The sequence below is a fragment of the Bacteroides mediterraneensis genome, from assembly GCF_900128455.1.
GTDB classification, from domain to species: Bacteria; Bacteroidota; Bacteroidia; order Bacteroidales; family Bacteroidaceae; genus Phocaeicola; species Phocaeicola mediterraneensis.
Genome location: NZ_LT635783.1, coordinates 3309220 through 3334787, shown reverse-complemented (window position 1 = coordinate 3334787; position 25568 = coordinate 3309220). Strand labels below are relative to the sequence as shown.

The 25568-nt window shown below is 45.6% G+C and carries 22 protein-coding genes; 9 read left to right on the top strand and 13 right to left on the bottom strand.

Annotation, left to right across the window (positions count from 1 at the left end; translation table 11 throughout):
• The first annotated feature begins 4 nt into the window (after positions 1-4).
• Together BQ7480_RS14265 and BQ7480_RS14260 are read left to right on the top strand one after the other, a co-directional pair.
• Positions 5-997, top strand: a complete 993-nt coding sequence (locus BQ7480_RS14265) for a gliding motility protein GldB-related protein (protein ID WP_072543391.1) — start codon at positions 5-7, stop codon at positions 995-997.
• Between the two features lie 19 nt (positions 998-1016).
• On the top strand, positions 1017-1721 hold the full coding sequence (locus tag BQ7480_RS14260) for an SAM-dependent methyltransferase (RefSeq protein ID WP_072543390.1): 705 nt from the start codon (positions 1017-1019) through the stop codon (positions 1719-1721).
• 10 nt (positions 1722-1731) lie between these two features.
• On the opposite strand, the gene BQ7480_RS14255 is transcribed toward BQ7480_RS14260, so the two are convergent.
• From BQ7480_RS14255 to BQ7480_RS14205, 11 genes are all read right to left on the bottom strand, one after another.
• Entirely contained in the window at positions 1732-2721 is a 990-nt protein-coding gene (locus tag BQ7480_RS14255; protein ID WP_072543389.1) for a hypothetical protein, read from the bottom strand.
• 51 nt (positions 2722-2772) lie between these two features.
• Positions 2773-3624, bottom strand: coding sequence for a lipoyl synthase (gene lipA / locus BQ7480_RS14250; RefSeq protein WP_072543388.1), 852 nt, complete (start codon positions 3622-3624; stop codon positions 2773-2775).
• A gap of 79 nt (positions 3625-3703) precedes the next feature.
• Entirely contained in the window at positions 3704-5902 is a 2199-nt protein-coding gene (locus tag BQ7480_RS14245; RefSeq protein WP_072543387.1) for a S9 family peptidase, read from the bottom strand.
• Between the two features lie 24 nt (positions 5903-5926).
• Entirely contained in the window at positions 5927-7270 is a 1344-nt protein-coding gene (locus BQ7480_RS14240) for a TonB family protein (protein WP_072543386.1), read from the bottom strand.
• Between the two features lie 131 nt (positions 7271-7401).
• Positions 7402-8664 (bottom strand): ABC transporter permease, encoded by a 1263-nt coding sequence (locus BQ7480_RS14235; protein WP_072543385.1) that lies wholly within the window; start codon positions 8662-8664, stop codon positions 7402-7404.
• 12 nt (positions 8665-8676) lie between these two features.
• A complete protein-coding gene (locus BQ7480_RS14230) occupies positions 8677-9852 on the bottom strand; it encodes an ABC transporter permease (RefSeq protein ID WP_072543384.1) in 1176 nt (391 codons plus the stop codon).
• 8 nt (positions 9853-9860) lie between these two features.
• Positions 9861-10844 carry an HlyD family secretion protein gene (locus BQ7480_RS14225; RefSeq protein WP_072543383.1) on the bottom strand — a complete coding sequence of 328 codons (984 nt, stop codon included), beginning with the start codon at positions 10842-10844 and terminating at the stop codon, positions 9861-9863.
• A gap of 9 nt (positions 10845-10853) precedes the next feature.
• Positions 10854-12347, bottom strand: coding sequence for a TolC family protein (locus BQ7480_RS14220; protein ID WP_072543382.1), 1494 nt, complete (start codon positions 12345-12347; stop codon positions 10854-10856).
• Between the two features lie 131 nt (positions 12348-12478).
• A complete protein-coding gene (locus BQ7480_RS14215) occupies positions 12479-13888 on the bottom strand; it encodes a S41 family peptidase (RefSeq protein WP_235816694.1) in 1410 nt (469 codons plus the stop codon).
• A gap of 10 nt (positions 13889-13898) precedes the next feature.
• A complete protein-coding gene (locus BQ7480_RS14210) occupies positions 13899-14768 on the bottom strand; it encodes a hypothetical protein (protein ID WP_072543380.1) in 870 nt (289 codons plus the stop codon).
• Positions 14769-14837: 69 nt separating this feature from the next.
• A complete protein-coding gene (locus BQ7480_RS14205) occupies positions 14838-16562 on the bottom strand; it encodes a fimbrillin family protein (RefSeq protein ID WP_072543379.1) in 1725 nt (574 codons plus the stop codon).
• Between the two features lie 136 nt (positions 16563-16698).
• Between BQ7480_RS14205 and trmB the strand changes: the two genes are divergently transcribed.
• The 7 genes from trmB (at position 16699) to BQ7480_RS18265 (ending at position 22831) form a co-directional block, all read left to right on the top strand.
• Positions 16699-17457, top strand: a complete 759-nt coding sequence (trmB, locus tag BQ7480_RS14200) for a tRNA (guanosine(46)-N7)-methyltransferase TrmB (protein ID WP_072543378.1) — start codon at positions 16699-16701, stop codon at positions 17455-17457.
• A 17-nt stretch (positions 17458-17474) separates the two neighbouring features.
• Positions 17475-18572 carry an Mrp/NBP35 family ATP-binding protein gene (locus BQ7480_RS14195; protein ID WP_022354847.1) on the top strand — a complete coding sequence of 366 codons (1098 nt, stop codon included), beginning with the start codon at positions 17475-17477 and terminating at the stop codon, positions 18570-18572.
• A 381-nt stretch (positions 18573-18953) separates the two neighbouring features.
• On the top strand, positions 18954-20462 hold the full coding sequence (locus tag BQ7480_RS14190) for a type I restriction-modification system subunit M (protein WP_072543377.1): 1509 nt from the start codon (positions 18954-18956) through the stop codon (positions 20460-20462).
• Between the two features lie 42 nt (positions 20463-20504).
• On the top strand, positions 20505-21605 hold the full coding sequence (locus tag BQ7480_RS14185; protein ID WP_072543376.1) for a PDDEXK nuclease domain-containing protein: 1101 nt from the start codon (positions 20505-20507) through the stop codon (positions 21603-21605).
• A gap of 5 nt (positions 21606-21610) precedes the next feature.
• Complete coding sequence (locus BQ7480_RS18415) at positions 21611-21832, top strand: restriction endonuclease subunit S (RefSeq protein WP_210436338.1); 222 nt, start codon at positions 21611-21613, stop codon at positions 21830-21832.
• Positions 21833-21858: 26 nt separating this feature from the next.
• Positions 21859-21963: a hypothetical protein gene (locus BQ7480_RS18410; protein WP_394332659.1), complete on the top strand. Its 105-nt coding sequence runs from the start codon at positions 21859-21861 to the stop codon at positions 21961-21963.
• Positions 21941-22831 (top strand): restriction endonuclease subunit S, encoded by an 891-nt coding sequence (locus tag BQ7480_RS18265; RefSeq protein ID WP_210436336.1) that lies wholly within the window; start codon positions 21941-21943, stop codon positions 22829-22831. Before BQ7480_RS18410 ends, BQ7480_RS18265 begins: the two co-directional genes overlap by 23 nt.
• Positions 22832-23030: 199 nt before the next feature.
• Here BQ7480_RS18265 and istB read toward each other — a convergent pair whose 3' ends face one another.
• Together istB and istA are read right to left on the bottom strand one after the other, a co-directional pair.
• On the bottom strand, positions 23031-23786 hold the full coding sequence (gene istB, locus BQ7480_RS14175) for an IS21-like element helper ATPase IstB (RefSeq protein WP_071150252.1): 756 nt from the start codon (positions 23784-23786) through the stop codon (positions 23031-23033).
• Positions 23787-23815: 29 nt separating this feature from the next.
• Positions 23816-25378 (bottom strand): IS21 family transposase, encoded by a 1563-nt coding sequence (istA, locus tag BQ7480_RS14170; protein WP_072542568.1) that lies wholly within the window; start codon positions 25376-25378, stop codon positions 23816-23818.
• Between the last annotated feature and the right edge of the window lie 190 nt (positions 25379-25568).

Below are 25568 nucleotides of genomic sequence, written 5' to 3'. Positions count from 1 at the left end.
GTTAATGTATCGGTTTATTTTTATATTACTGAGTATAATCGTCTTTTCTGCTTGTCATTCCGATGAGCGGAGAGACGATTTTTCGTTTACAGGAATAAAAATAGCCCGATATGACCGGCTTCAGTATGAGGCTACTGTGCAGAACAGTTTTTTCTCTTTGCAGCGGATGAATACGGAATTCGCCCAGGAAACCCGTCTGCTGGTGGAAGATGTATTGGATTTGGGAGCGGTGAATATGCCTGATATTAATGAGCGTCTCTGTGCGTATTTCTCTGATACCATTTTGGTACATTTGATGGAAGATGTGGAGGCGAACTTTAAGAACATGGATCGGTTTGAAAAGAAACTGGCTCTAGGGTTCAAGCATTTGAAACGGGAAATTCCGGACTTGCCCGTACCGAGGATTTATACACAGATTTCCGCGTTAAACCAGTCGGTAGTGGTGGGTGACAGCGTACTGGGAATCAGTCTTGATAAATATATGGGTGCAGAGTTTCCGCTTTATAAAAGATATTATTATGCCAATCAGCGCCGTTCGATGTCGCCAGAATACATTGTACCCGATTGCTTTACCTTTTATCTGCTGGGGCAGTATCCTTTTCCTTGGATGGAAGGGCATCGTTCGTTGATGGACATATTGTTATATCGAGGAAAGATTGCATGGATTGTGGAGACCATCTTGGACGGAGACGGAGATGGCAGGATAGCCTTGGGATATTCTTCGGAAGAGGTGGACTGGTGTGAAGAGCATGAAAATGAACTGTGGAAGGAAATTGAGCGGAATCACTATGCTGCCGCTACCGATCCCATGGTAATTCGGTCTTATATATCTTCTGATAGCCGTCTGCTGTTCAAAGGAGAGAAAACTCCTCCGTTCTTGGGGATATGGCTGGGTATGCAAATGGTCGAGAAATATATGAAGCGTCGTCCGGAAATTGGTATAAAAAATTTGCTGGAATCTACGGATTGTTCCAGTATCATGAAAGAATTCAACTAATTGATTTGAAAAGTTCCTTATGGAAGTTGCGTTGTATTTGTTGCCTGTCACTTTGGGGGATACGGCTATAGAAAAAGTGCTGCCCTCTTATAACCGGGAGATTATTGTAGGAATCAAGCATTTTATTGTAGAGGATGTTCGTTCGGCACGTCGTTTCTTGAAAAAAGTGGACGGTGCCATTAATATTGATGAACTTACTTTTTATCCCTTGAACAAGCATACTTCTCCGGAGGATATTGCCGGTTATCTGTCTCCGTTGATGAATGGGAATTCGATGGGAGTAATATCTGAAGCCGGATGCCCGGCAGTGGCCGATCCGGGAGCAGATGTGGTTGCTATCGCCCAGCGCCGGAACCTGAAGGTGGTACCTTTGGTAGGACCTTCTTCCATCATTCTCTCTGTCATGGGGTCTGGATTCAATGGGCAGAGTTTTGCTTTTCATGGTTATTTACCCATTGAGCCGGCCGACCGTACCCGCAGGTTGAAGGAGCTGGAGACCCGAGTGTATTCCGAGAACCAGACCCAGCTGTTTATTGAGACGCCTTACCGCAACCATAAAATGTTGGAAGAGATTCTGAAAACCTGTCGTCCGCAGACGAAATTGTGCATTGCGGCCAATATCACATGTGAAGGAGAGTTTATCAAGACTAAAACGGTAAAGGAATGGAAAGGGCATTTACCGGATTTAAGTAAAATACCTTGTATCTTTTTAATTTATAAGTAGGCTCTTCTTTTTATTTGAATTCTTTCCATACCTGTGCCACTAGCTGCAGGCGTTCACATTCAATCATCAGTTCGTGGCTGAATCTGTCCGGATTCTTTTTGATGTCTTCACATGCAAAGAACTGTCCTCCAGGAAGTGACAGTTCATTTTCCTGGCTTACAGGGAGTATGTATAATTGTACAAATGCAGGAAGGAGGCCTTGCAACCGATAGCTGAGAATCAGTCGGGGGTGAATCTTCTTTAGGGAAAAAGATATTTTCTTTGTTGAAATCTGATTCCTTAGCACGATGTGCTTTGCATGTTGCTGGCTTTTTCGTAGAGGTCCTTCAAACAACGATTTGATGGGAGCATCCCAGGTTGTTGTATCTTTTGCATGCGGAGTGAGATAGATTTTCCCGTTGCAGATGGGAATGATGCGTATAATATGTTGTTCTTGTGGAGATTGCTTGGCTGCGATTTGTATGCCTACAATGTTGATGATTAGGCAAAGTAGATAAATGAGCGTCGGAATCAGGTAAATAGCCCCAAAATTATTTTCTGGTGAAAAAGGAGTCAGTTTGTTGCGCAGTACAAACAAGATAATCAAATGGATACTGGAGAGTATGACGATTAGTTTGGCCTCCAGTAAGTAGGAAGAAGTGAAATTAAGATGAAACTTCTTCAGGAAGTTCCGGTATAACTCTGGGGCGGTGATATGAATGAATGCACATACCAACAGCATGAATTCAAGCGTAGGAGTCAGGCTGTTGTGAGGAATGTATTCATATCCCGTAAACAGCCTTAAGAGGAAACAGATGCCGATACCAATTGTACCTTGCAGAAGGAAGAAATTGAGTCCTTTCAGTCGTAACACATCATATAATACCCCGATAATGCTGATGCCAAGCCCAATACCCAGCATGGTTGTGGTAGGGAAAAGATGAATACCTATCAACGTGATGATGATAGGAAGTAGTCCGAATGATACGATTTTGTCTTTGTATTTAAGCAATAGATTCATAATAGAAGAGCACCTGTTGTAAATTTTGAACAATCGAAAAAAGTAAATTGTTCATTCTTTCCGCAGATGTTTTTCAGCATGATAGGAAGACCGTACCAATGGTCCGCTTTCCACTATCTCAAATCCTTTCGCTTCACCGATTTCCTTATACTTTTGAAATTGATTAGGGTGAATGTATTCAGCCACGGGATAATGTCTGGCCGAAGGTTGCAGGTATTGTCCGATGGTCAGGATACGACAGCCGTTTTGCAGTAAATCGTCCATGGTTTCTTCTACCTCTTCCGGGGTTTCTCCGAGTCCGACCATAATACCAGATTTCGCTTTGAGTCCGTTTTCGGAAATCTGGTGAATCACCTTCAGGCTGGTGTCATAGTTGGCAACGCTGCGTACCAGCGGACTGATGCGTCTCACTGTTTCCAGGTTGTGCGACAATATATCCGGACGTGTATCGATGACCAGCTGTAATAAGTCTGCATGTCCTTGGAAGTCGGGAATCAGGGCTTCGATAGTAGTTGTGGGGCATAGCTCTCGAATCGCTTTGAGGGTGGCAGCCCAGTGTGCGGCACCCAAATCTTTCAGGTCATCCCGGTCTACGGAAGTGATGACTGCATGGTTGAGCTTCATGAGCTGGATGGACTGCGCCACCCGTTTAGGTTCGTCCGGATCCAGCGGAAGAGGCTTTCCGGTGAGGGTATTACAGAATTTGCAGGCGCGGGTACAGATAGCTCCTCCAATCATGAAGGTGGCGGTACCTTTTCCCCAACATTCACCTAAGTTCGGACAGCGCCCGCTGCTGCATATCGTATGGAGTTTATGGGTATCGACGATACGTTTGGTCTCTGTGTAACGGGCATTGGTGCCTATTTGTATTTTCAGCCATTTGGGCTTTTTGATGTGTGTCATAGTGGTTAAGATAGATTACAAAGAGAAAACGGATGACGCTGGAAGGCTTTTCTCCAGTGTCATCCGTATGATGAGTTCATTATAAGTTTTGCAGGAAGAAATTTGCCACTCTGTTCATCAGGTGATTGCGGGTATTCCCTCCGAAAATGCTGTGGTTACGGTTGGTGTATATCTGTGTCTCAAACTGAATGTTCGCTTGTATCAGTGCTTCATTGTATTCCATGAAATTCTGGAAATGTACATTGTCGTCCGCACTGCCATGAACGAGCAGCAGTTTGCCTTTCAGCTGGTGCACACGGTTGATGGCGGAAGAGCTGCGGTAGCCATCTCCGTTTTCTTTTGGAGTACGCATGAAGCGTTCCGTGTAAACCGTATCATAGAATCGCCAATCGGTCGGGGCAGCAATGGCTACTCCGGCTTTGAAGGCTCCGGAGCCTTCACTCATGGACATCAGGGTGTTATATCCTCCATAGCTCCATCCCCAGATACCGATGCGGCTTCCGTCAATATACGGTAGCGTAGAAAGATATTTGGCTGCCTGGGCTTGGTCGATGGCTTCTTTTACACCGATAGAAAGATAAGTACACTTTTCGAAGGCTGCTCCTCTTCCTCCGGTACCCCGTCCGTCCACGCATACCATGATATAGCCTTTATCGCACATCACCGCTTCAAACATGCCTCCGTCGCTGAAGCTTCCGATACCCCATTTGTCGAGTACCTGCTGTGCCCCCGGGCCGCTATACTGATGCATGATTACCGGATATTTCTTGGAAGGATTGAAATTAGCCGGTTTCATCATCCAGCCGTTCAATTCTACTCCTTCACTGGTTTTGAAAGTGAAGAATTCTTTTACAGGCATGTTCAGCTGGGCTATTTTTGCTTTCAGCTCCTTGTTGTCGAGTAGGGTGCTCATTTCCTGTCCCTTGTTATTGTTCAGGGTGATAAGCGTAGGAGTCTGTGCGCTGGAATATGTATTAATGTAATAGTTCAGGTTTTTGCTGAACAGGGCACTGTTGGTTCCGGTGCGTGTAGACAGTTTGGTTTTCTTTCCTTTTCCGTCAATCTTGTAAACGGCTGTACGCAATGGGCTGCCCTCGTTGCTGGTATAATAGAATACATTGGCCTTTTGGTCCCAGCCTAAAAATTCCTTCACCTCAAAATTCCCTTTGGTGATTTGTTTCACCAGGTTTCCGCCAATGGTGTAAAGGTAAAGATGATTGTATCCGTCTCGTTCACTCATCAGGATAATGTGTTCCGGATAAAACGCGATGTCAGAGTAAGCCTGTTCCTTGATGTATTGTTCGGCCTCATCGCGGATGGCTACTTTGCAGATGGCACTCCGCGGGTTGGCCATGTAGAGGTCGAAACGGCTTTGATGACGGTTTAGTGTCATGATAGCCAGTTTTTCGGGGTCGTCTGTAAACTTGATACGAGGTACATAGCCGTCGGAGTCTACCGGCAGTTCCATTTTGCGGGTGACATGACTCTTGATGTCAAATGTATGGACGCTGACTTTGGAGTTGGATACTCCTGCTTTAGGATATTTGTAGTTATAGCTTCCAGGATAAGTGGCATATTCTGTCTTTTCGGGTGCCATACCTTTGTACCAAGGGAAAGAAAACATGGGTACTTGGCTTTCGTCGAAGCGAATATAGGCAATCATACGGCTGTCGGCACTGAAATCAAACGCACGGTTGAATCCGAATTCTTCTTCATACACCCAGTCGGGAATACCATTCAGCACCTTGTTGTATTCTCCGTCTTTGGTTACCTGCGATTCACTGTTGCCAAAAAGTAGTTTGACCAGATAGATGTTGTTGTTACGCACAAACGCAATCTGATGGCTGTCGGGTGAGAAGAGAGGCACCTGTTGCGGACCGTTGTTTGAAAGCGGTTCAAGCGTACGGTTTCTCACGTTGTAAATGTAATATACGGCTGTGAAGGAACGTCTGTAAATCGGTTTTGTTTCTGTTTGTATCAATATCAGACTTTCGTCGGGCGACATGATGTAATCATCGAAACTTTTGAGCGTATGGTTTCTGGCAGTAGTTACATCGAAGATGGTAGCCACTTCCTTGCCTGTTTTGAAAGAATATTTGACGATTCGTTTGTGGTCCTTGCTGATTTGTGTGTAATGTTCACCATCCAGCGTCGGTTTTAATCCTTGTATATTTTGTGCGCGATAGGTACCGTTGGCTACATCTTGCAAGGTTACCTTTTGTGCCTGTACACTTACCAGGCACAGCAGCGCATAAAAAAGTACGAAAAGTTTTTTCATGACTGTCTTATTTTTGTTTTACATTTATTTTTCTTCTGTAATCGGAGGAGCGGGTTCCGGCTCCAAGGTCTCCTGTACTTCCTGCGCTTCCTTTGGCTCCTTTTCCTCCTTTTCTGTAGTTTCTTTATCCTTTATTCCGAATAGCCAGCGGAAAAACCGTACCAGGAAGTTGCGCTTCTTTGGCTTCACTTCTACAGCTTCCGAAGGAGTTTTCGAGGGAGTAGCCTGCTTGAGCAGGAGGCTGTCTGCCGGAACTACCAGGGTGGTATCCTTTTTCAGTGAGTCTGTCAATAAGGAATCCACTGGTGTCTTCGGCGTTGCCAGAAGCATTGTATCCTGCTTGAGTGAATCTGTCGGAATCGGCTGAACCAGCATGCTGTCTTTTACGGATGTGGATTGCTGAGGTGCTTTGGGGGCAACCGGAGCAGGCTTCACAGGTTGAGGACGCTTGAAGGGTACCGGTACGGAATACTTACAGCGTACCGAAATGCCGTGGTCTTGTGCCGGAATCCAATCAGGCATGACCATGATTGCATCCAATGCTGCCGTATCCAGTCGGGCGTCCAAGCCTCTCACGATGCTGGGAGAAGTAATGCTTCCGTCCTTTTCCACGACAAACTGTATCATGACAGCCCCTTCCTTTTGGGTCTTTTCTGCCAGTTCGGAAGTATGGGCCTTTCGTTTGATATAGTTGAAAAAGGCTTTCATCCCTCCGGGATACTCCGGCATCTTTTCCACCACATGATAAACCCGGTCGGCCCCTTTTTTTACCATACGTATTTCCAGTGGGCGGTCAGGCTGCTGCAGGAAAGCTTCGCTGTCCAGGTATTTGTTTTCCATACTTTCCGCTCTGACCATGATCAGATGACTGTAGTCTGCTTCAATGGTAAACTCCCCATTTTTATCAGAAAAAGAATGTCTGCCTGTGCCTTGCACACTGATTTCTGCATGTGGAACAGGTCTCCCTCCTTCTTTCAGTATCCCTTTTGCCTGAAACGTCCTTCCACTTTGTTTGAATTTCACCAAATCCTCCGGGCGGTCTATGCGGATAATCGTGTCTTGTGCCGCTTCATCCAGCCGTAAGGATTTAAGCGACTTGTTTTTGTCCGTTGGAAGATAAAAATTGGCCGTACGGGCATAATTTTTATCGGCGGATTGTTCAAACTCAATCAACCCTTGCTCATCGCTGACGTATTCATTGCTGTATCCTACAACTCTCAGGATGATGCCCTGCTGCGGATCCCCTCCTGTATTGAGTACGGTGATGCGGAAAAGTTGTTTCTTTTCTTCTAGAGAAGAAGCCTTCAGGGAGAGGGCTGTGGTTTGAAAGAAAGTGAATCCAATAAGTATATAAATGAGGTGCTTCATAACTTCGTTTATAAATATCCGCAAAGCTACAAGTATTCTAGGGTATTCACCTGTGTTCAGACGTTAATAAAGATAAATTATCCGGCTTTGTATGAAATACAGAACCGGATAATAGTCTTTGGATTATTTATTTAAAGTTCGTGTGAACTCTTTTTTGCAAGCTTACGAAGTTTAAACATACGCAAGCGTTCCATGGCATGCCGGCGGCTTAGGATGATTTGCCGGCGATAGACCATGCAGGTGGTAAAGAAGTAGACGAGGGTCTGTATCCAGAGCGCTTTGTATTCAAAGAGGACTTCAGGGAGAGTTGCCCCCATGTTGTTGATGCGTACAAATCCGTTGATGCCGAATGTGGAAGGGAACAGATAAGAGAAAATCTTCCAGAATGTCGGAACAGCAGCTCCCGGCCAGGAAATACCTGAGATGAACAGCAAAGGCACGGAGGTAAACACATAAATCATCATGCACGATTCTCTGTGATGGATGAAAATGGAACAGGTCATCGCGAAGAAGATACAGGCCAGAATGTAGGGGACGGCAAAAGCCAATAGGGTGGCTGGCTGGGCGATTTGAACCAAAGAGAACATCTTGGGAACCAAGCATAGCACGTAGGCGGTGATCAGGACGTATATAAGAAAATACGCCAGTGATTTTCCGCCGACAATGCGCAGTGTCCCCTGATATTGCCGGCTGATTGGGACCAAATCCCGAAAACGGTTGCTCTCACGGGCGGTTCCGGCAGAAAGTCCGATGCCAAGCAAAAGGGTCTGTTGTATGATAAGTATCAGTACGGCTGGAATCAGGAAGCTGGCAAATCCATCTTGCGGGTTGAATAAGGAGATGTCTTCGTATTCAATGGGAGCCGTGCTGATTTCATCCTGCCGTTCGGTGGTGTTTCCCAGACGTTTTATCTGAATCTGTTTGTTGAGTGCCAGTGAGGCATTGGTACTGGCCAATACCAAAGCTTTATAATATAACATTCCACTCATGTCACAATACACACTCACGGTGGTTTGCTTTCCGGAGGAGATGTCTTTGCTGAAGCTTTCCGGAATGTAGATGATACCATATACTTTTGTTTCTTTCAAGAGTGCCTTTCCTTCCTCCATATCCGCACAATGGGACTGGATGTGCACATCGGCACTTGCGTCAACCGAACGGATGAACTCCCGGCTGAGGGCTGTATTGCTGTTGTCAATTACAGCAGTCGGTACTTCACGGACCACTTCATTCGTATAGATAAAAGCATATACCAATGGATAAGCCAAAGGAACAAGCAGGAAGAAAATCAGTACCCCTTGATCCTTGAAGACCGCTTTCAGCTCTTGCGCGCAAATATGGAAGAGTCCAGCAAAGCCTTGTCGTATGGTTTGTTTCAATGATTCTTTTTTCATGAATGCAATGTGTTAAGGTAGGTAGACGTAATGGAGCATGGCTGTACGTAGTTTCTTTAGAATAAAGAAAGGTAGCAGCATGAACAGCAGCAAGGCTATCACCGCATGCCAGGCATAAATAACCGGATAGCCGTTCAATGCCAGATTGACGTATATCAGGAAATAGTGCCGTAAAGGGAACAATACGGACAAAGCTTGCAAGGTAGGGTGCATGGCCATTACCGGAAAGGTGAATCCGGAGATGGAGAAGGAGATGACTCCCCATAGGGAAGCTGCACTCAAGGCCAGACGCAATGACCCGAACAGTCCGAACAGGAAGACCCCGAAGGCTTGCGAAGCAAGCACCAGCAACAGTCCGGCCAGCAGCATCGGAATGATTCCGCTGTGGCAGGGATAATGCAGGAAGCCGTACAGGTATACATTGTAGAAAGTAGCCATGATGAAGAAAATGAGGGTCTGCGGAAACAGTTTTCCCGTCAGTGCCGTCACAATGGAATTATCTGCCAGCTGCATCAGTTCCTTGGAGGTATTTTCTTTGATTTCCGTGCCGATGGTATAGACCGTTGTCAGGAAAATCAGCAGCATCAGAATGCCCGGGAACAGTGTGTTACAGAGGTACACAGAGTAGTTCAACCAAGGGTTGTTCAGGGCATGCGTGGAAATTACTACCGGTTGCAGGAAAGCCAATGCCTGGTCTTCCGTGGCACCTTTGGCCAGTAACGTGGCTTGTCCGATGGCGGCCGAGGCCAGTTCCGACATGGTCCGCTGGTCCTTGTAGAGCAAGGAACCCGCTATCAGGTAGGAATAGTTGATATAGAAGGATACTTTAGGCTGCCTTTGAGCAAGTGCAGCTTCCGTAGTCCCTTCCGGAATGTAATAGAATGAGTAAATTTCTCCTCGTTGTATCGCTTGCCGTGCTTCCGTCACACTTGGGTAGTGTGCCACAATCCGGGTCTGCTGAAAAGCATCCAGATTGCGGATGATGTTGCGTGTCGTGGCAGTGTTGTCGAGGTCCACCACACCTGCAGGCAGATTGGTCGGCAGTCCGTTTCCCATCAGTGTCGTGAAAAACAGGAAACAGAACAACGGGGCAATGACCATGCAGAACAGGTACATGGGCTTGGTTGCTATGCGGAAAATCTCCCGCTGTACAACCTTGAGAAAACATTGACAGGTGGTTTTCGACATGGTTACTTTTACTTTTCAATGATGGCGGACATTCCCGGACGCAGGTTTTCTACGGTCTGCACGGGCTTTGCCTTTACTTCAAACGTTTTCAGGTCGAACTGACCCGTAGTTTTGGTCGCCTTCCAAGCGGCATAGGTTCCCAAATCCTTCATGACGGTCACCTGGAACTCCACATCCTTTTCCAGGGCAGGAATGTAGGCTTTTATCTTGTTGCCTACGCTGAAGTCCTTCAGGAAGTCTTCCCGTACGTTGAAGGTTACCCACATGTCGTCCAGCTGGGCCACATTCATGATGGGAGCACCCGTACCTACCAGTTCTCCTACTTTCGGGAAGATTTCTGAGATTTCTCCGTCGGCAGAAGCTGTCAGAAAGGTCTCGGATACGTAAGAAGAAACCTCGGCCACGGCACCTTTCGCACGTTCCACTTGGGCGGCTGCCATGGCTTTGTCTTCCCGCTGGGCTCCGTTTTTGGCCATGGTATATTGAGCGTTGGCCGCACGTTCGGTAGCTTTCATCGCTTCATATTGCGCTTTGGCTTCATCTCTTTTCTGTGCCGTCATCACTCCCTCTTCATACAGGCGGTTGACACGGTTGTAGGATTTTTCGGCGATTTCGAGTCCGGCTTTGGCTTTCTGCCACATTTCGTATGCAGCCTGCAGCTGTTCGCTGCGGGTACCGCGTAATGCTTTCTCGTTCAGTGCCTGAGCTGCTTGTTCGGCTGCCTGAGCCTGCGACAGTTTGGCCATGACATCGGGAGCTTCCAGAATGGCAAGCGTATCTCCCGCCTTTACTTTGTCGCCTTCGCTGACAAAGAATTTCAAAACACGTCCCGGCACCTTGCTGGATACCCTGTATTCCGTCGCTTCCGCCTGTCCCTGAATGATTTCAGGGCCTTTTCCTAGCGTAAAGAATCCGATGATACTCACGATGACAATCACGGCTAACAGTGTGAAGAAAGCCAGCATGATATTGTTGCGTTGCGTCTTTTCCATATTGTTGTGTTATTTTAAAATTCCCATTGATTTGTTCAAATAAAGTTCACTCATTTTGACGTCTATCTGTGCGTCGATTTTTCCAGCTTGCGCAGAGAACCAGGCCGTCTGTGCTTCCAGTACGTTGCTGGTAGGGATTACCCCTTCCTTAAATCCCAGGTTGGCATAGCGTAGGTTCTCTTCCGCTTTCTCCATATTCTTTTCGGCCATGGCCAGTTTCTTGGTCGATTCGTTGACTTTATAGGAGTTTTGTGTGACTTGCAGCTCTACTTTTTCTTTGGTGTCTTCCAGCTTGTAGCGTGCGATATTGGCTTCTGCCTTGGCTGCCTTTACCTTATAGATACCTTCTCCCCAGTGGAATATGGGGATTTTCACGATGACTCCTGCGGCCCACATTCCGCGGAATTTGTTTTCGAATCCGTTTACCAGCGACGGGTTGGTTACCAGATAATTGGCGGTCAGGGCCACCGATGGAAGGAACTCGGAGCGGGCGATGTTTACTTTCTGGCGGTAGATTTCCGAGGCCAGTTCCAGACTTTTCAGCTCTTCCCGGTTGCTTAGAGCCGTGCTGACGTTTGCTTCGGTGTAGGTGTTGGGAAGCGGCAGGTCTTTCATGCTTTCGTCAGCCAGTTGGAATTCCGTATCCAGCGGAAGACCGCAAAGCTGGCACAGCAGCATCTTCGATAAGCTCAGTCCGTTGTCCACTTGTGTCAGCATCATCTCGGCTTCGTTGACCTTCACTTTCACGCTAAGTCCGTCGGCTTTGGTTGCTACTCCTTCCGCAATCATTTTATCTACGTCCGAATCCAGTTTCTGTACCAGTTCCAGGAAGTTCTCAGCCAGTTTTTTCTTGTTGACAAGCGAAATGATTTGCCAGTAAGCCTGATCTGTTTGCAGGATTAAATCCTGCATGCCCGTGGCATGCTGCGATTCGGCCAGGCGTTCGGCATATTTGGTGATTTTGTTGTAGGCGATAATTTTGCCTCCCATGAAAATCGGCTGGGTAAGCGTAGCAGCTCCTACGGTCAGGTTACGGGTATCCGTATGGAAAGCATCTACCAGACTTTGACCGATGCTGTTCAGCCCTTCCGTCAGTCCGGCTACAGCCCCCGGAAGGAGTCCCTGCAGTCCGGCCGCCAGACCGGGATTGGCTGCGGCCAACTGTTGCATGGCTGCCTGGAATTCGGCCGATTGCATGCCTTGTTGGAGCTGTCCTCCCACGTTGGTACCCAAATTCCCGATGGTTTGTTTCTGTGCGTCACTTAACAGGGAGATTTCTTTTTGGGTACGCATGTATCCTCCCGTAAGGTCAATTTTGGGCAGGTAGTTTGTGAATGCGGCTTTTTTCTCATAGTGGGCGGCATTCACTTTTTCTTGCGAAATCCGTAACTCTTTGTTATTGGCCAGGGCAAGTGCCCGGCAGCTGTCCAGGGTGAGTATCTGCTGGGCGTGACTGCTGAGGATTGTACTGAGCAGTAAGAGTAAACTTGTAATCCTTTTCATTGCTGATGCTGACTTTATATTTGGTTGCTTATGCAACATTGCAAATGTATGACATTACAACAAATCGTCAAAGCATTTTGTTGAAAAGAAATGGTAAATTAGCTTTATTTTTCAGGAATGTATCATAGGGGTTACTTGGCGGGTTTTATCCGGTTGTAGTGTGGCTTTTGGGCAATGGGGTCAACCAATACCTGCATTTTCCCGTATGTGCGGCTCTGACGTAAAGTCGTAGTTTCGTCATTCCCTTCCGTGGTGGTCGGAAAGCTTCCATTTTCCATTTTATAAAGTACGGGTTGCAAAAGCTGATCTTGTGTGGAGCCAAGCTCACCGAGTTCCTCTTCGTAGTTCTCCTCAATTTCAAAGTCCGGCGAGAGTCCGTTCTGAAAGTATTCATAATATCCTTGGGAATTGCTTAGATAGCTTGTGGTAAGCCATAATTCAATTCCCGGAGAATCAGCACTGGTAAACAGCTGTTGGGCTACATTTTTCCCATAGGTCGATGTTCCTACTTGGAACAGGCGTCCTTCCATGTAAGGTTTCAGACAGTTGATGACGATTTCAGAAGCCGAGGCCGTATTTTCAGAAGTAATGACATAGAGGTTCTGATAAGACAGGCTGCTTCCGCCCGGCAACAAGCTCGCATCAAAGTTCAAAGTTTCGGTCTTGTTGAGCTTATCGTTGTAAATCATGTACAGGAACGGTTGTCCCATGGCCGTGGAAGGAGCCAATGCCGTACTTAGCAGTTGTGAGGTGTTTACATAGCCTCCCGGATTATATCGCAAATCGAGAATGATGTCGTCAAACTGTTGTCCGCTCATTTGTGTGAGCACTTCTTTAAGCAGGTCCGTGTTTTCATCGAATTCATTATATAAAATGTAGAAGGCTTTACGGCTTCCGGCAGATACAATGCCTGTTTTAAGCACGTCTTTTTCCTCTACGTAGCGAGGTGCCGGCATTTGTACAACGCCCAGCGTGTCAAATTCAATGTAGTTAAATTCCGGATCATCCACTTCTTCGGGATAAGGATTGTATTTCCCTAATGTGAAGCTGTAGGCTTTGGTAGGACGAGTGATATAAGTGGCATAATCGCTGGTAGATACTTTTTTGTTGTCTATGGCAATAATCCAGTCACCTCGTTTTAATCCGGCCTCTTCCGCAGGAGAGTCTGGCTGGGTGTACAACACTCTGAGGGCGTTCGTCCCATTTTCCGTACGTACCAAAGTGGCTTCTAGCCCGAAGCAAGGATAGGTGCTGGTGGCACGTGACAATACTGAATCTACATGAGAGAACACATAGCCGTTTTTCTGGTCTTTGGAAGAAACGGCAGAAGACAGGAATTCCGCAGGTTTTTTGAAAAAGTCCAGTTTTTCTTCTGCCGGAATATCTTCATAAAAAAGATAATTTTCCTGCATTACCTCGTAAATCCAGGTTTTCGTGGCAATCAAGGCATAATATTCTCCCGAACGGTCTTCACCGCAGGAAGACAGTAAGCCCATTAATGCCAGGCAACCATAAATCAGACAGCTGATATGCTTTCTCATGTTTCTAAAATTATTTCATTCGGAATGAGCCTTGTCCAATCATATTGCCGTCTGCAAAGATATATACCTGATAGGTACCGGCTGACAGGAATTCCTCCACGTCCCAATATACCGTGACGGTTTGTTCCTCACCCGTATATTCAATGTATTTCTTGATGGAGTAAGCGATGTTTCTGTCTTCATACTTGAACTGGTTGCCGGCACTCTTGGTCAGAATCTCATTGTCTGGTTTGGCAATGCGCACGTAGAGGGTTTTGTTTCCTGTCTGGGCAGTGATATTCTTGACGATAGTGAATGAAATGGCAATTTTCTTGATGTTCTTCACCCGCTCGGTCTGGCGTCCCCGTTTGTTCAAGGTCTGTACCCGGATGTTGGTGGCATCCAGCTGTGCGGCCAATGTCACTTTTTCGTTCAGGCTCTTTTTCTCTTGTGACAAGTTTGTGATTTGTGCGGTCGCGGCAGAATATTTGGTCTTCACTTCCTGATTTTCCTGCATCAGCGCCGCATTGATTTTGTTCAAGGAATCGATTTGCATGACGTAACTCCGCAAGACGGCACGTACGGTTTTCAGTTCCTTTTTCAGTCGCATGATTTCGGCTGCATCGCTTGTTTTCACCTGGCGGAGCTCTTCGAGCAGGCGTTGTGTCTTCAATTTCTCACTTTCCAGTTTTTCGCGAAGAGAGTCGTTGTTTATCTGAACCTGCAGTTCGTCATATTGTGTGGCAAACGTGCTGTATTCGTTTTCCATTTCTTGTTTTTCTACCGCGAAGAGCTGACTCATTTCTTTGTTCTTGCGTGCTTCATTAACGGCAAAAAACGATACAATGGCTGCAATTACAGCCAATATAATGATCGCGATAATTAATTTTTTATTGTTCATGATTCCGAATTTTTCGTTCGCCGCAAAAATACAATATTTATGGATACCATTTTTTATTTTTTAGAAAAATTATGGGGATACCAGTACGGCCGGCAGAGTTTCTCCTTGTTCCCACGTGCTGAGCGACAGAGTGGGAAAAAGCCGTTTCCCGTTGCCGGACACCCACTGGTTGAGTACTTGGGGCAGTTTTTTTTCAGTGACAGCCTGCTGGTTGCCGTATTTCAGTAGTGAATCGGAGGGGGTATTGGGGTAATCGTTCCCGATGGGAGCTTTGGTATAACTTTGGGGATAAAAACAACACCGGATAACATTGCTTTCCTGTACTTGCTGGCAGATAGCGTAGCATTGGCTGATATTGCCCGATACATAACAGTTTTGTATTTCTCCGTTTTTGATGAGGTTACAAATAAGGCCACCTCCCATAGAGGTTTTCTTGAATTGGCAATTGTTTACGGCGCAGTTGATGATTTTTCCGTAATGATAGCGTGTGATTCCGCTGCCGACTTTGACTTCGTTCTTGAATCTGATGTTAAGAAGCTGGCAGTTGGCGATAATTCCTTCGTTTCGGGATGATATATTGCCAAATTCTCCGTCATCTCTTAGATTTTCGATGGTACAGTCGCGCAGGATACAGTGGTTGATTTCTCCCAGATTGATTCCTGCCAGAAAAGCCGCTTTCTTGGTGTCTTGCGCTTTGTCGTATACGGCTTGGCTGAGAATCAGATTTCTCACTACGCCGGTAGCGGATATGCCGCTGAATAGACCGGCATAATAAGAGCCGTTTACCGGTTGCTCGAAGCGCAGGTTGTTCAGGCTATGTCCTTGTCCGTCGAAGACATCGTTGAAAGCCTCTTTTTGCGTGGTGCTGCCGATACCGTAGTTCCCGATCATTTTGACCCGTGCAGCTTCTTCCGGAGTGAAGGTCAGGTCCTCATTCAGGTAGTAAGTCATCCTTTCTCCGGTCTTTTTCCCGAATTCTTCTAGACTGCGGTTTCCGTAGTTTTCTCCATTTATCAGGTAAGTGAAGGCAATGAAATCTTCTACGGTTGAAATACCTTGGAGTTCTCCGGACAGCTTCAGCGGACAGGTGTAGGTGTAGCCACTTTGGAACGGGTAGGTTTCCAAGGTGCTTTCATGGATGCTTCCGGTCGTAGTGTGGAGACGTATATGGATGGACTGGCTGGTGGGAGGAATCAGAAAGCTGTATTTCCCTTCCTCATTGTGCTCCATGTAGAGGGAAGGAGCCGTACGCTGGTAGGTGATTTCTCCTGTTTCCGGGGAAATGTCCGACACCGATACGGTAGGGGTGAATTCGATTTGGCTGATTTGCGGGTTCAGCTTGTTGGATACAGTGAAGCAGATTTGTGCGAACAGGTGTCTGAAAGACAAGGTGATGCTTTCCTTGTAGGCATATTCACCTTGTGCCATGAGCTGGTCCCTTAACTGTCCGTCTTGGTAGAAATTGTGTTGGTCGCGGTAAAGGGGAGGGCAGAAGGCGGTCACTGTCGCTTTTTGAGGTGTGTTCCCCCATTTTGTCTGAAAGTCGCCTTCCCAGCTTGTTCCGTTATAGGAAAGTTCCCTTTCTTCGGCTTGAATCCCTCCTTGGCTGTAAAAGGTAAGTTTGCTCCCGAGGGGGATGAGCTTCTCCGTCGTGTTGCTACGGGAAGAAGAAGCAAAGCTGGCAACTTCTGCTCCTTGAATAAAAGAAGGTGTAGGCTGTTTTTCTGTGGATTCCTCTGTGCAGCCGGACACGAAGGCAATCAGGAGGAGGGGGAGAAATATTCTTCTGTTCATACGTTTGAGTTTTTTTCATATAAACGCAGATATATGTTTTCGTTTCCCGATTCTTTCGGGTAATTGAGGGTAAAGTTGTGTGTTCCATCGAAAAACTTTACCTTTGCGGGCATTAAGGAAACGTTTCACGAAAAATATGGGAAAAGGAAAATTAGCGAAATTTGCAGATATGGCGGAATATCCGCATGTGTTTGAATATCCGTATTCGGTGGTGGATGAAGTCCCTTTCGAGATGAAGGGACGCTGGAACCAGGATTTCTTCAAGAACGAGAATCCGATTGTTCTGGAACTGGGATGCGGACGTGGGGAATACACCGTAGGACTGGCACGCCGCTATCCGGGCAAGAACTTCATCGGGGTGGACATCAAGGGAGCCCGCATGTGGACGGGAGCCACCGAAGCACTGAATGAAGGTTTGAAGAATGTGGCTTTTTTGCGTACCAACATCGAAATCATTGAGCGCTTCTTTGCGCCGGGTGAGGTGAGCGAAATCTGGCTGACTTTCTCGGACCCTCAGATGAAGAAAGCTACCAAGCGCCTGACTTCTACCTATTTCATGAACCGTTACCGTCGTTTCCTGATTCCGGACGGACTGGTACACCTGAAGACGGACAGTAATTTCATGTTTACCTATACTAAATATATGGTAGAGGCCAATCATTTCCCGGTGGAATTCATCACCGACGATTTGTATCACTCCGGCATGGACGATGACATTCTGAGCATCCGTACCTATTACGAACAGCAATGGCTCGACCGCGGACTGAACATCAAGTACATCCAGTTCCGTCTGCCGCAGGAAGGAGAACTTCAGGAACCCGACGTGGAAATCGAACTGGACGATTACCGGAGCTACAACCGGAGCAAGCGGAGCGGACTGAAAACAAGCAAATGATTTAAAACTGAAAAGATATGACACTTTATCCGAAATTGATTATGGACGCACTGGCTACGGTGCGTTATCCGGGCAACGGAAAAAATATTGTGGAAGCGGAGATGGTGGCCGACAATCTTCGCATTGACGGGATGAAGGTAAGTTTCTCGCTGATATTCGAGAAGCCGACCGACCCTTTCATGAAATCGGTAGTCAAATCGGCTGAAACCGCCATTCATACCTATGTGTCGAAGGACGTGGAGGTGACGATTGCCACCGAAAGCAAGCAGGCAGCCCGTCCCGAACCGGGCAAGATGCTGCCGCAGGTGAAGAACGTGATTGCCGTATCATCCGGTAAAGGAGGAGTCGGTAAGTCTACGGTAGCCGCCAACCTGGCAGTGGCTTTGGCCAAGCTGGGTTACAAGGTAGGTTTGCTGGATGCAGATATCTTCGGTCCTTCGGTACCTAAGATGTTCCAGGTGGAAGACGCCCGTCCGTATGCAGAAGAAGTGAACGGCCGCGATCTGATTGTACCGGTTGAAAAATACGGCATCAAACTGCTTTCCATCGGTTTCTTTGTAGACCCTGACCAGGCTACCCTGTGGCGTGGCGGTATGGCCAGCAATGCCCTGAAGCAGCTGGTAGCCGATGCCAACTGGGGCGAACTGGATTATTTCGTACTGGATACTCCTCCGGGCACCAGCGATATCCATCTGACCTTGCTCCAGACCCTGGCCATTACAGGAGCCGTGATTGTCAGCACTCCGCAACAAGTGGCATTGGCCGATGCACGTAAGGGTATCAACATGTACACCAACGACAAGGTGAACGTGCCTATCCTCGGGCTGGTGGAAAACATGGCGTGGTTCACTCCGGCCGAACTTCCGGGCAACAAGTACTACCTGTTTGGCAAGGAAGGTACCAAACGCTTGGCAGAAGAACTGCATGTGCCGCTGCTCGGACAGATTCCTATCGTACAGAGCATTTGCGAAAGCGGCGACGCAGGTACGCCGGCTGCCCTCGATGAAAATTCAGTCACCGGCATGGCCTTTATGGATTTGGCACGCAACGTCGTGATACAGACCGAAAAGCGCAATGCTGAGCAGGCGCCTACGGAGATTGTGCATACACATTGATATACAGGAAGTTATTTTCGAAAAAGGCAGTGAGTGTAATGGCTCACTGCCTTTTTTGATTGTGTCCCTTCTACGTGGATTCAAAAACTCATAGGCGCAGATGAAAATTTGCATTTGATTGTTTTATGTTTTCCATTCGTGAAACATTCGTTTCCGCCTTGGAAACCGTATGTTTTACGGGAGGGAAACATACGGTTTGGACTCGTGAAACATAAAAAACAGAAAGTCGTTCGCTGAAAAATGACGAAGGTTATTTAAGATGTCATTTCATTTCTTTATTCCATTTTTCTTTGATGTAGCATAATCTTTCTACCTTTGTAGGGTTGTGTGTACCTATTCACGCACTTGAAAATTATAATAAACGAAAAATAAAATATTCCTATGGCGAAGAAAAACAATACGGCAGAGATTGGTTTTGAAAAAGAAATTTGGAAAGCGGCAGACCTGTTGCGAGGAAATCTTGATGCTTCAGAATATAAGTCTGTAGTTCTGGGACTTATTTTCCTGAAATACATCTCCGATCGATTTGAAACGAAATACAAGGAACTGGTGGAAGAAGGTGATGGTTTTGAGGAAGACAAAGACGAATATACTTCCGAAAATATCTTCTTCGTGCCGCAGGAAGCCCGTTGGTCGGTAGTGGCAGAAGCAGCACATACCCCTGAGATTGGTACGGTGATTGACAATGCCATGCGTCTGATAGAAAAAGAGAATCCACGCCTGAAGGGTATACTTCCCAAAAATTTTGCCCGCCCTGAGTTGGACAAGCGTAGACTGGGGGATGTGGTGGACCTTTTCACCAACATTCAGATGAAAGAGCATGGCGACACGAAAGACATTCTGGGGCGTACTTACGAGTACTGCCTTTCCAAGTTTGCCGAAGCCGAAGGCAAGCTGGCCGGCGAGTTCTACACGCCGGCCTGTATTGTCCGTACGTTGGTCGAGGTGTTGCAACCCTTTAGCGGTCGCGTGTACGATCCCTGCTGCGGGTCGGGTGGTATGTTTGTGCAGTCGGCCCGGTTTATCAGCGAACATCAGGGTAGCCTTAACAACATTTCCGTGTTCGGTCAGGACAGCAACCCCACCACGTGGAAAATGGCACAGATGAACTTGGCTATCCGAGGCATTGAAGCCGATTTGGGCAGGTTTGCTGCGGATACCTTCTTTGACGATCAGCATCCTACGTTGAAGGCCGACTATATCCTGGCCAATCCACCTTTCAATCTGAGCGATTGGGGAGCCGATAAATTGCAGGAAGACCCGCGTTGGCGTTATGGGATTCCTCCTGCCGGTAATGCCAACTTTGCCTGGCTTCAGCACATGATTTATCATCTCTCTCCCCGTGGACGTATCGGTATGGTATTGGCCAACGGATCACTTTCCTCCCAGTCGGGCGGTGAAGGTACGATTCGTGAAAACATCGTCAAGGCCGATTTGGTGGAAGGTATTGTGGCGATGCCTTCCCAGTTGTTCTATACCACAGGTATTCCCGTTTCGCTGTGGTTCCTCAACCGCGCTAAGAAGCAACCGGGGAAAATTCTCTTCATCGATGCCCGCCAGATGGGAACGATGGTGACACGCAAGCTGCGCGAGTTGGACGAAGAAAAAGACGTTCAGCGTATTGCCCGCACTTTTGAAGCGTTTGAGGCAGGCACATTGGAACCTGAAAAGGGATATTGTGCCGTGGCTACGCTTGATGGCGTGGCCAAGCAGGATTATATCCTTACTCCTGGCCGCTATGTGGGCATAGCTGAAGCGGAAGACGACGGCGAACCGTTCCAAGAAAAAATGGAGCGACTCACTTCGGAATTGTCTGAGATGTTTGAGAAGTCGCACCAGTTGGAGGAAGAGATTCGGAAACAGTTGGGGAGTATTGGGTTTAAGATTTAATAAGATGTAATAAACTTTCATCAGTAGAATAGAAGTAATATTGTGGATAAATCTATTAGTATATTAGATAAAGACTACTCTTTATGGGTCAGAGAACTTGTAAAACGCTATCGTAGTAGTCAAATTAAAGCGGCAATACAAGTAAATAAAGAATTGCTTCGCTATTATTGGGAGCTTGGTAAAGATATTGAAGAAAAACAAGCTGACAACAAGTATGGCAGTAAGTTTTACGCTACATTAAGTCGTGATTTACGTCATGCGATGCCTGATGTGGAAGGTCTGTCTGAAACTTCAATTCGTTATGCAAAAAGATTTTATTCTCTTTATAACCAGCAGTTTATGATTCTTCCACAAGCTGTGGAAGAATCTGATAAGGAAAATTTTCCACAACTTGTGGAAAGATTATACTCCGATTTGTTTTCAATTCCATGGGGGCACCATCGCTATATTATAGATAAGTGCTCAAATGATTCAGAAAAAGCATTGTTTTATGTTCGCCAAACACTAGCAAATGGTTGGAGTAGAGATATGTTGCTCAACATGTTAAGTACAAATCTCTATGAACGGAAGGGTAAGGCTTTGACCAATTTCAAGAATACACTTCCAGATATGGATAGTGATTTAGCACAAGAATTGACACGTGACCCCTACGATTTCTCATTCACTAATTTGCGAGGAAAATACAATGAACGCAAATTGAAAGATACTCTGCTAACGAACATTACTAATTTTCTGTTGGAACTAGGTACCGGATTTGCTTATGTAGGTAAAGAATATCGTTTACAGATAGCGGAGAAAGAAAAGTTTATAGATTTGCTTTTTTATAATCTGCAACTATCTTGTTATGTAGTGATTGAGGTAAAAATCGGTGAGTTTGATTTTGCTGATGTAGGTCAGTTAGGTGGTTATGTTGTTGCATGCAATCATCTTCTTCGAAAAGAAGGGCGTGATAATCCGACAATCGGATTGCTTATCTGTAAACAAAAGAACAACACTTTAGCTCAATATGCACTCGAATCAAGCAGTCAACCTCTTGGAATATCCGAATATGAACTTGAAAAGCTATATCCCGAGAAAATAGAAGGTACAATGCCATCTATTAAAGAAATAGAAGCCAAATTGGATAATCAAATAAATAGATAGATATTATGGAAGAATGGAAAACATATAAGTATTCAGATTTGTGTCTTATATTAGGAGGAGGTACACCTAAAACTTCTGTTCCTGAATATTGGAATGGTAATATTCCATGGCTTTCTGTGAAAGATTTTAATGGTGATAGAAAGTATGTTTATAAAACGGAAAAAACAATCACGAAAAGGGACTTAATAATAGTGCAACAAAGTTGCTACAAAAAGATGATATTATAATTTCTGCTAGAGGTACGGTCGGTGAAATGGCAATGATACCTTTTCCAATGGCATTTAACCAATCTTGCTTTGGCATTCGTGCTAACTCATTGGTAGATAATCATTTTTTTGTATTATATAACAAAAACTAAGGTTGAAGAATTGAAGAAATCTTCTCATGGTAGTGTATTCGATACTATAACTAGAGACACGTTTGAAAAACTATTATGTAGCATTCCTCATTTAGATGAACAAAAACGTATATCATCTTTCCTGTCTACCCTTGATGATAAAATCGAACTCAACCGCCGCATAAATGAAAATTTAGAGCAGCAAGCACAAACATTATTCAAGTCTTGGTTTGTAGATTTCGAACCATTCAAGAACGGCAAGTTTGTGGATTCGGAGCTTGGGATGATACCAAAAGGTTGGAAAGTTGGCCAACTTTTAGATTTCGGGAAAATTATATGTGGAAAAACACCCTCAAAGAATATAAAAGAATTTTTTTGTGGAGATATTCCGTTTATAAAAATTCCCGATATGCATAATCAATTATTTATTATAAATACCGAAGATTCATTATCTGTTGAAGGCAGTCAAACTCAACAAACTAAATTATTACCTCCATATTCACTTTTAGTTAGTTGTATCGCAACTGTTGGTTTGGTTGCCATAAATACAAGAACTTCTCATACTAATCAACAGATTAATTCAATAGTACCACAAAATAAGAACAGTTTATATTATCTATATTTAAACTTAACTCTGATGAAAAAACAATTGGAAAATATGGGAAGAGGTGGAACTGCAACTTTAAATATTAATACTACATTGTTTGGAAAAATTAGAATAATCATTCCTAATAATGAGGTATTAGATAAATTCTCACATATAGTAGAGCCATTGTTTAAAGAGATTGAAATATTATCAAAGCAAACATTTGAGCTTGCTTATCTTCGCGACACCCTCCTCCCCAAACTCATGTCAGGTGAACTAAAGATAAACGATTCTAACAATTAAAACTATAATGGACAATTTTCAATTCATAAAACAAGGATATTTCACTTTTGAAATAGGTGACTCTTTATCACAAAAAACAAAAGAAATACCCAATGGATATGGAGTTTATAGAATATATGCTGAAAACGGTTGATATCCGTTCACCCAAAACGGTGATATCCGTTCACTTTTCATACTCTTTACCTATGGCGATGCAAATTTATTGATTTTCGTCTGTAACGTTGCAGTTTTGATGTCTTTTTTGACGTAAACTGCTGCCTTGTAGCTCGAAGCGCACACTTGTGTGTACCAACCTGTCTAATATTGCATCAGCTGCAGTCGTGTTGCCTTTCATCACATCGTACCAGTTGGCAACCGGCAGTTGTGATATGATGATCGTAGCTTTTTGTCCATGGCGGTCTTCTATAATCTCCATAAAGTCAAGTAACTGTTGTCCGTCAAGAACTTTCATGCCGAAGTCGTCCAGTATAAGCAGGTCAGTCTGTGCCAGCTTGGCGAAGAAACGATGCAGGGTACTGGATATACGGGCAAGGCTTATTTCCTCGAAGAGCCTGTACAGGTTATAATAAGCAACCTTATATCCGTTCATGCAGGCCTGATGACCAAACGCTGTACCCAACCAGCTTTTACCGGTACCGGCAGCACCCGTAATAAGTATGGATACCCCGTTTTTCACATAGTCACAAGTGGCAAGATTAAGTACTTTCTGCTTGTCCACGCCACGCTTGCAGTCATAGATAACTTCACTTATGGAAGCCTGATAACGGAAGTGTGCTTTTTTTATCAGACGGGCATTCCGGCTTTGATTCCGGTTATCCAGTTCAGCCTGTATAAGCAGTTGCAGACCGTCTTTCAAGGAGAGCGACTCTGCCTGTCGCGTCTCCTGCATGGTAGCCCAGTAATGGGCCATTCCAGGCATCTTAAGGTTTCTTAGAGCATTGATAATTTCATCCATCGTTATTTGTTTTGAGTGTTAGAAGTCTGTCATTTGAACTGTGCTTTTCCACGGATATTACAGTGCTGCGGAGGAGCAAAGGAAGATGAAGGTTGCCCCACACCGGCACACTTGCTCTCTACCAGTAAACGGATAAAGCGATAGTTGCATCTGTCTACATTCAGGGCTGCCTCGCAGGCTTTTTGGAAAACGACCGGATCACTGCTCCTTTGCAGGTTTAGAAGCCCGTCGCAGGTCTTGTAATGAGTCTCCGGAGGCATTGTGGAAGAATAAAATATGCGGCGGATTACATCTCCCAGTATGCCGGATGCACGCTCGGCACGCTCTATGTATGATTTTGCACTCATCCCTCTGTATTCCCGGGAATTGCTTGCAAGATGCTCCTTTACGATAGTATACTTTCCCCTGTTGTAATCACGTAGGTGAGTGGCTACAAGCTCACCGTCCACATATACTTTTACCAGTGTGCGTGTATATGCGACATGTGCGGTTTTGGATATATACTGATACGGTACTGTATAATAGTGCTGGTCACGTCCAAGATAGATACAGCAGTTGGTTGACACCTTCAAATCGGTATATGACACAATCTCAAAATCTCTGTCAGGCAGTGGCATAAGATTTGGCTTGTCTACGGCAAGGAACCGTTCCTCACGCGTGTAAGGATGCTTTTGCATGCGTTTCTGGTTGTGCGCTTTCATTTTGAGTGAGGCTGCCCGGTTAAGCTCTTCCAGTGAATGGAAGGTTTCATTGCGGAGTTCGGCAAACACACGCATATAGACAAGCCTCACGGTCCCTTCCACGTTGCTTTTATCTTTAGGGTGTACGGGACGTGCCGGTATGATGACCGTACCGTAATGATTGGCCATATCCTCCATTACACGGTTAAGTGAAGGCTCATATCTGTCGGTCTTGACAACAGCAGCTTTAAGGTTGTCAGGGACAAGCATCTTTGGTACGCCGCCAAGATGTTTCAGGCACTGCGTTATGGCATATACAAAGTCTTCTGTACGCTGTGAACGTACGAAGAGGATATAACCGTAGTCGCTTGCAGGCAGAGTGGCTACAAAAGCCTGACACTGGACGACCTCACCGGTTTCCATGTCAACGTATCCCATAGTATCACCGGCAAAATCGAGGAAAAGCTTTTCGCCGCCCGTACGCATGTCGGCAAGTATGGTGGATGGCGACTCCTTCCTGGCCTCTGTGTTCTGATTGTAATGAAAACGGAACTGTGTCAGGCTGTAGTGGTCATCCGGATGCTCATTACGGTATTCTTCCCAAAGCAGCTTCAGCGTGACATGCTTGCGCTTCATCTCCTCCTGAAGATATGGAAGAAGGGCTTTGAATGTTTCAAAACGCTTGTCGCTATATGCAGGATTGCCGCCCTTGAGACGGTGCTCAAGAATGGGATCATCCAACCTGATAAGTTCATCAAGGCTCAGACTGTCAGCGTTGACCTTATTCATGTAGTTGTTCACTGTCTCCTTGTTCATGCCGATTATATCAGCAGCCTTGCGGTTGGAGATTCCGCTCTTCTTTAGTAGAAGAAGTTGTTTGATCTGGCTCATATTCTTACTTTTTCCTGCCATAGTCGTATCGTATGAAGATTGTTTTCTGCATACAAGATACGGGAAAAGAGTAGCAAGTGAACGGACATGCTCCGTTTTTTATGCAGGCATTGTCGTTTCTGTGAGAAGGTGAACGGATATACTCCGTTTTCCGTATGTAGACAACTGATTATAGTATTATTACATTCTCATTAGTGAACGGATATACTCC

Coding starts and splice junctions, on each gene's coding strand:
- BQ7480_RS14265 (WP_072543391.1), top strand. CDS start 5: ATGTATCGGTTTATTTTTATATTACTGAGTATAATCGTCTTTTCTGCT.
- BQ7480_RS14260 (WP_072543390.1), top strand. CDS start 1,017: ATGGAAGTTGCGTTGTATTTGTTGCCTGTCACTTTGGGGGATACGGCT.
- BQ7480_RS14255 (WP_072543389.1), bottom strand. CDS start 2,721: ATGAATCTATTGCTTAAATACAAAGACAAAATCGTATCATTCGGACTA.
- lipA (WP_072543388.1), bottom strand. CDS start 3,624: ATGACACACATCAAAAAGCCCAAATGGCTGAAAATACAAATAGGCACC.
- BQ7480_RS14245 (WP_072543387.1), bottom strand. CDS start 5,902: ATGAAAAAACTTTTCGTACTTTTTTATGCGCTGCTGTGCCTGGTAAGT.
- BQ7480_RS14240 (WP_072543386.1), bottom strand. CDS start 7,270: ATGAAGCACCTCATTTATATACTTATTGGATTCACTTTCTTTCAAACC.
- BQ7480_RS14235 (WP_072543385.1), bottom strand. CDS start 8,664: ATGAAAAAAGAATCATTGAAACAAACCATACGACAAGGCTTTGCTGGA.
- BQ7480_RS14230 (WP_072543384.1), bottom strand. CDS start 9,852: ATGTCGAAAACCACCTGTCAATGTTTTCTCAAGGTTGTACAGCGGGAG.
- BQ7480_RS14225 (WP_072543383.1), bottom strand. CDS start 10,844: ATGGAAAAGACGCAACGCAACAATATCATGCTGGCTTTCTTCACACTG.
- BQ7480_RS14220 (WP_072543382.1), bottom strand. CDS start 12,347: ATGAAAAGGATTACAAGTTTACTCTTACTGCTCAGTACAATCCTCAGC.
- BQ7480_RS14215 (WP_235816694.1), bottom strand. CDS start 13,888: ATGAGAAAGCATATCAGCTGTCTGATTTATGGTTGCCTGGCATTAATG.
- BQ7480_RS14210 (WP_072543380.1), bottom strand. CDS start 14,768: ATGAACAATAAAAAATTAATTATCGCGATCATTATATTGGCTGTAATT.
- BQ7480_RS14205 (WP_072543379.1), bottom strand. CDS start 16,562: ATGAACAGAAGAATATTTCTCCCCCTCCTCCTGATTGCCTTCGTGTCC.
- trmB (WP_072543378.1), top strand. CDS start 16,699: ATGGGAAAAGGAAAATTAGCGAAATTTGCAGATATGGCGGAATATCCG.
- BQ7480_RS14195 (WP_022354847.1), top strand. CDS start 17,475: ATGACACTTTATCCGAAATTGATTATGGACGCACTGGCTACGGTGCGT.
- BQ7480_RS14190 (WP_072543377.1), top strand. CDS start 18,954: ATGGCGAAGAAAAACAATACGGCAGAGATTGGTTTTGAAAAAGAAATT.
- BQ7480_RS18415 (WP_210436338.1), top strand. CDS start 21,611: ATGGAAGAATGGAAAACATATAAGTATTCAGATTTGTGTCTTATATTA.
- BQ7480_RS18410 (WP_394332659.1), top strand. CDS start 21,859: ATGGCAATGATACCTTTTCCAATGGCATTTAACCAATCTTGCTTTGGC.
- istB (WP_071150252.1), bottom strand. CDS start 23,786: ATGGATGAAATTATCAATGCTCTAAGAAACCTTAAGATGCCTGGAATG.
- istA (WP_072542568.1), bottom strand. CDS start 25,378: ATGGCAGGAAAAAGTAAGAATATGAGCCAGATCAAACAACTTCTTCTA.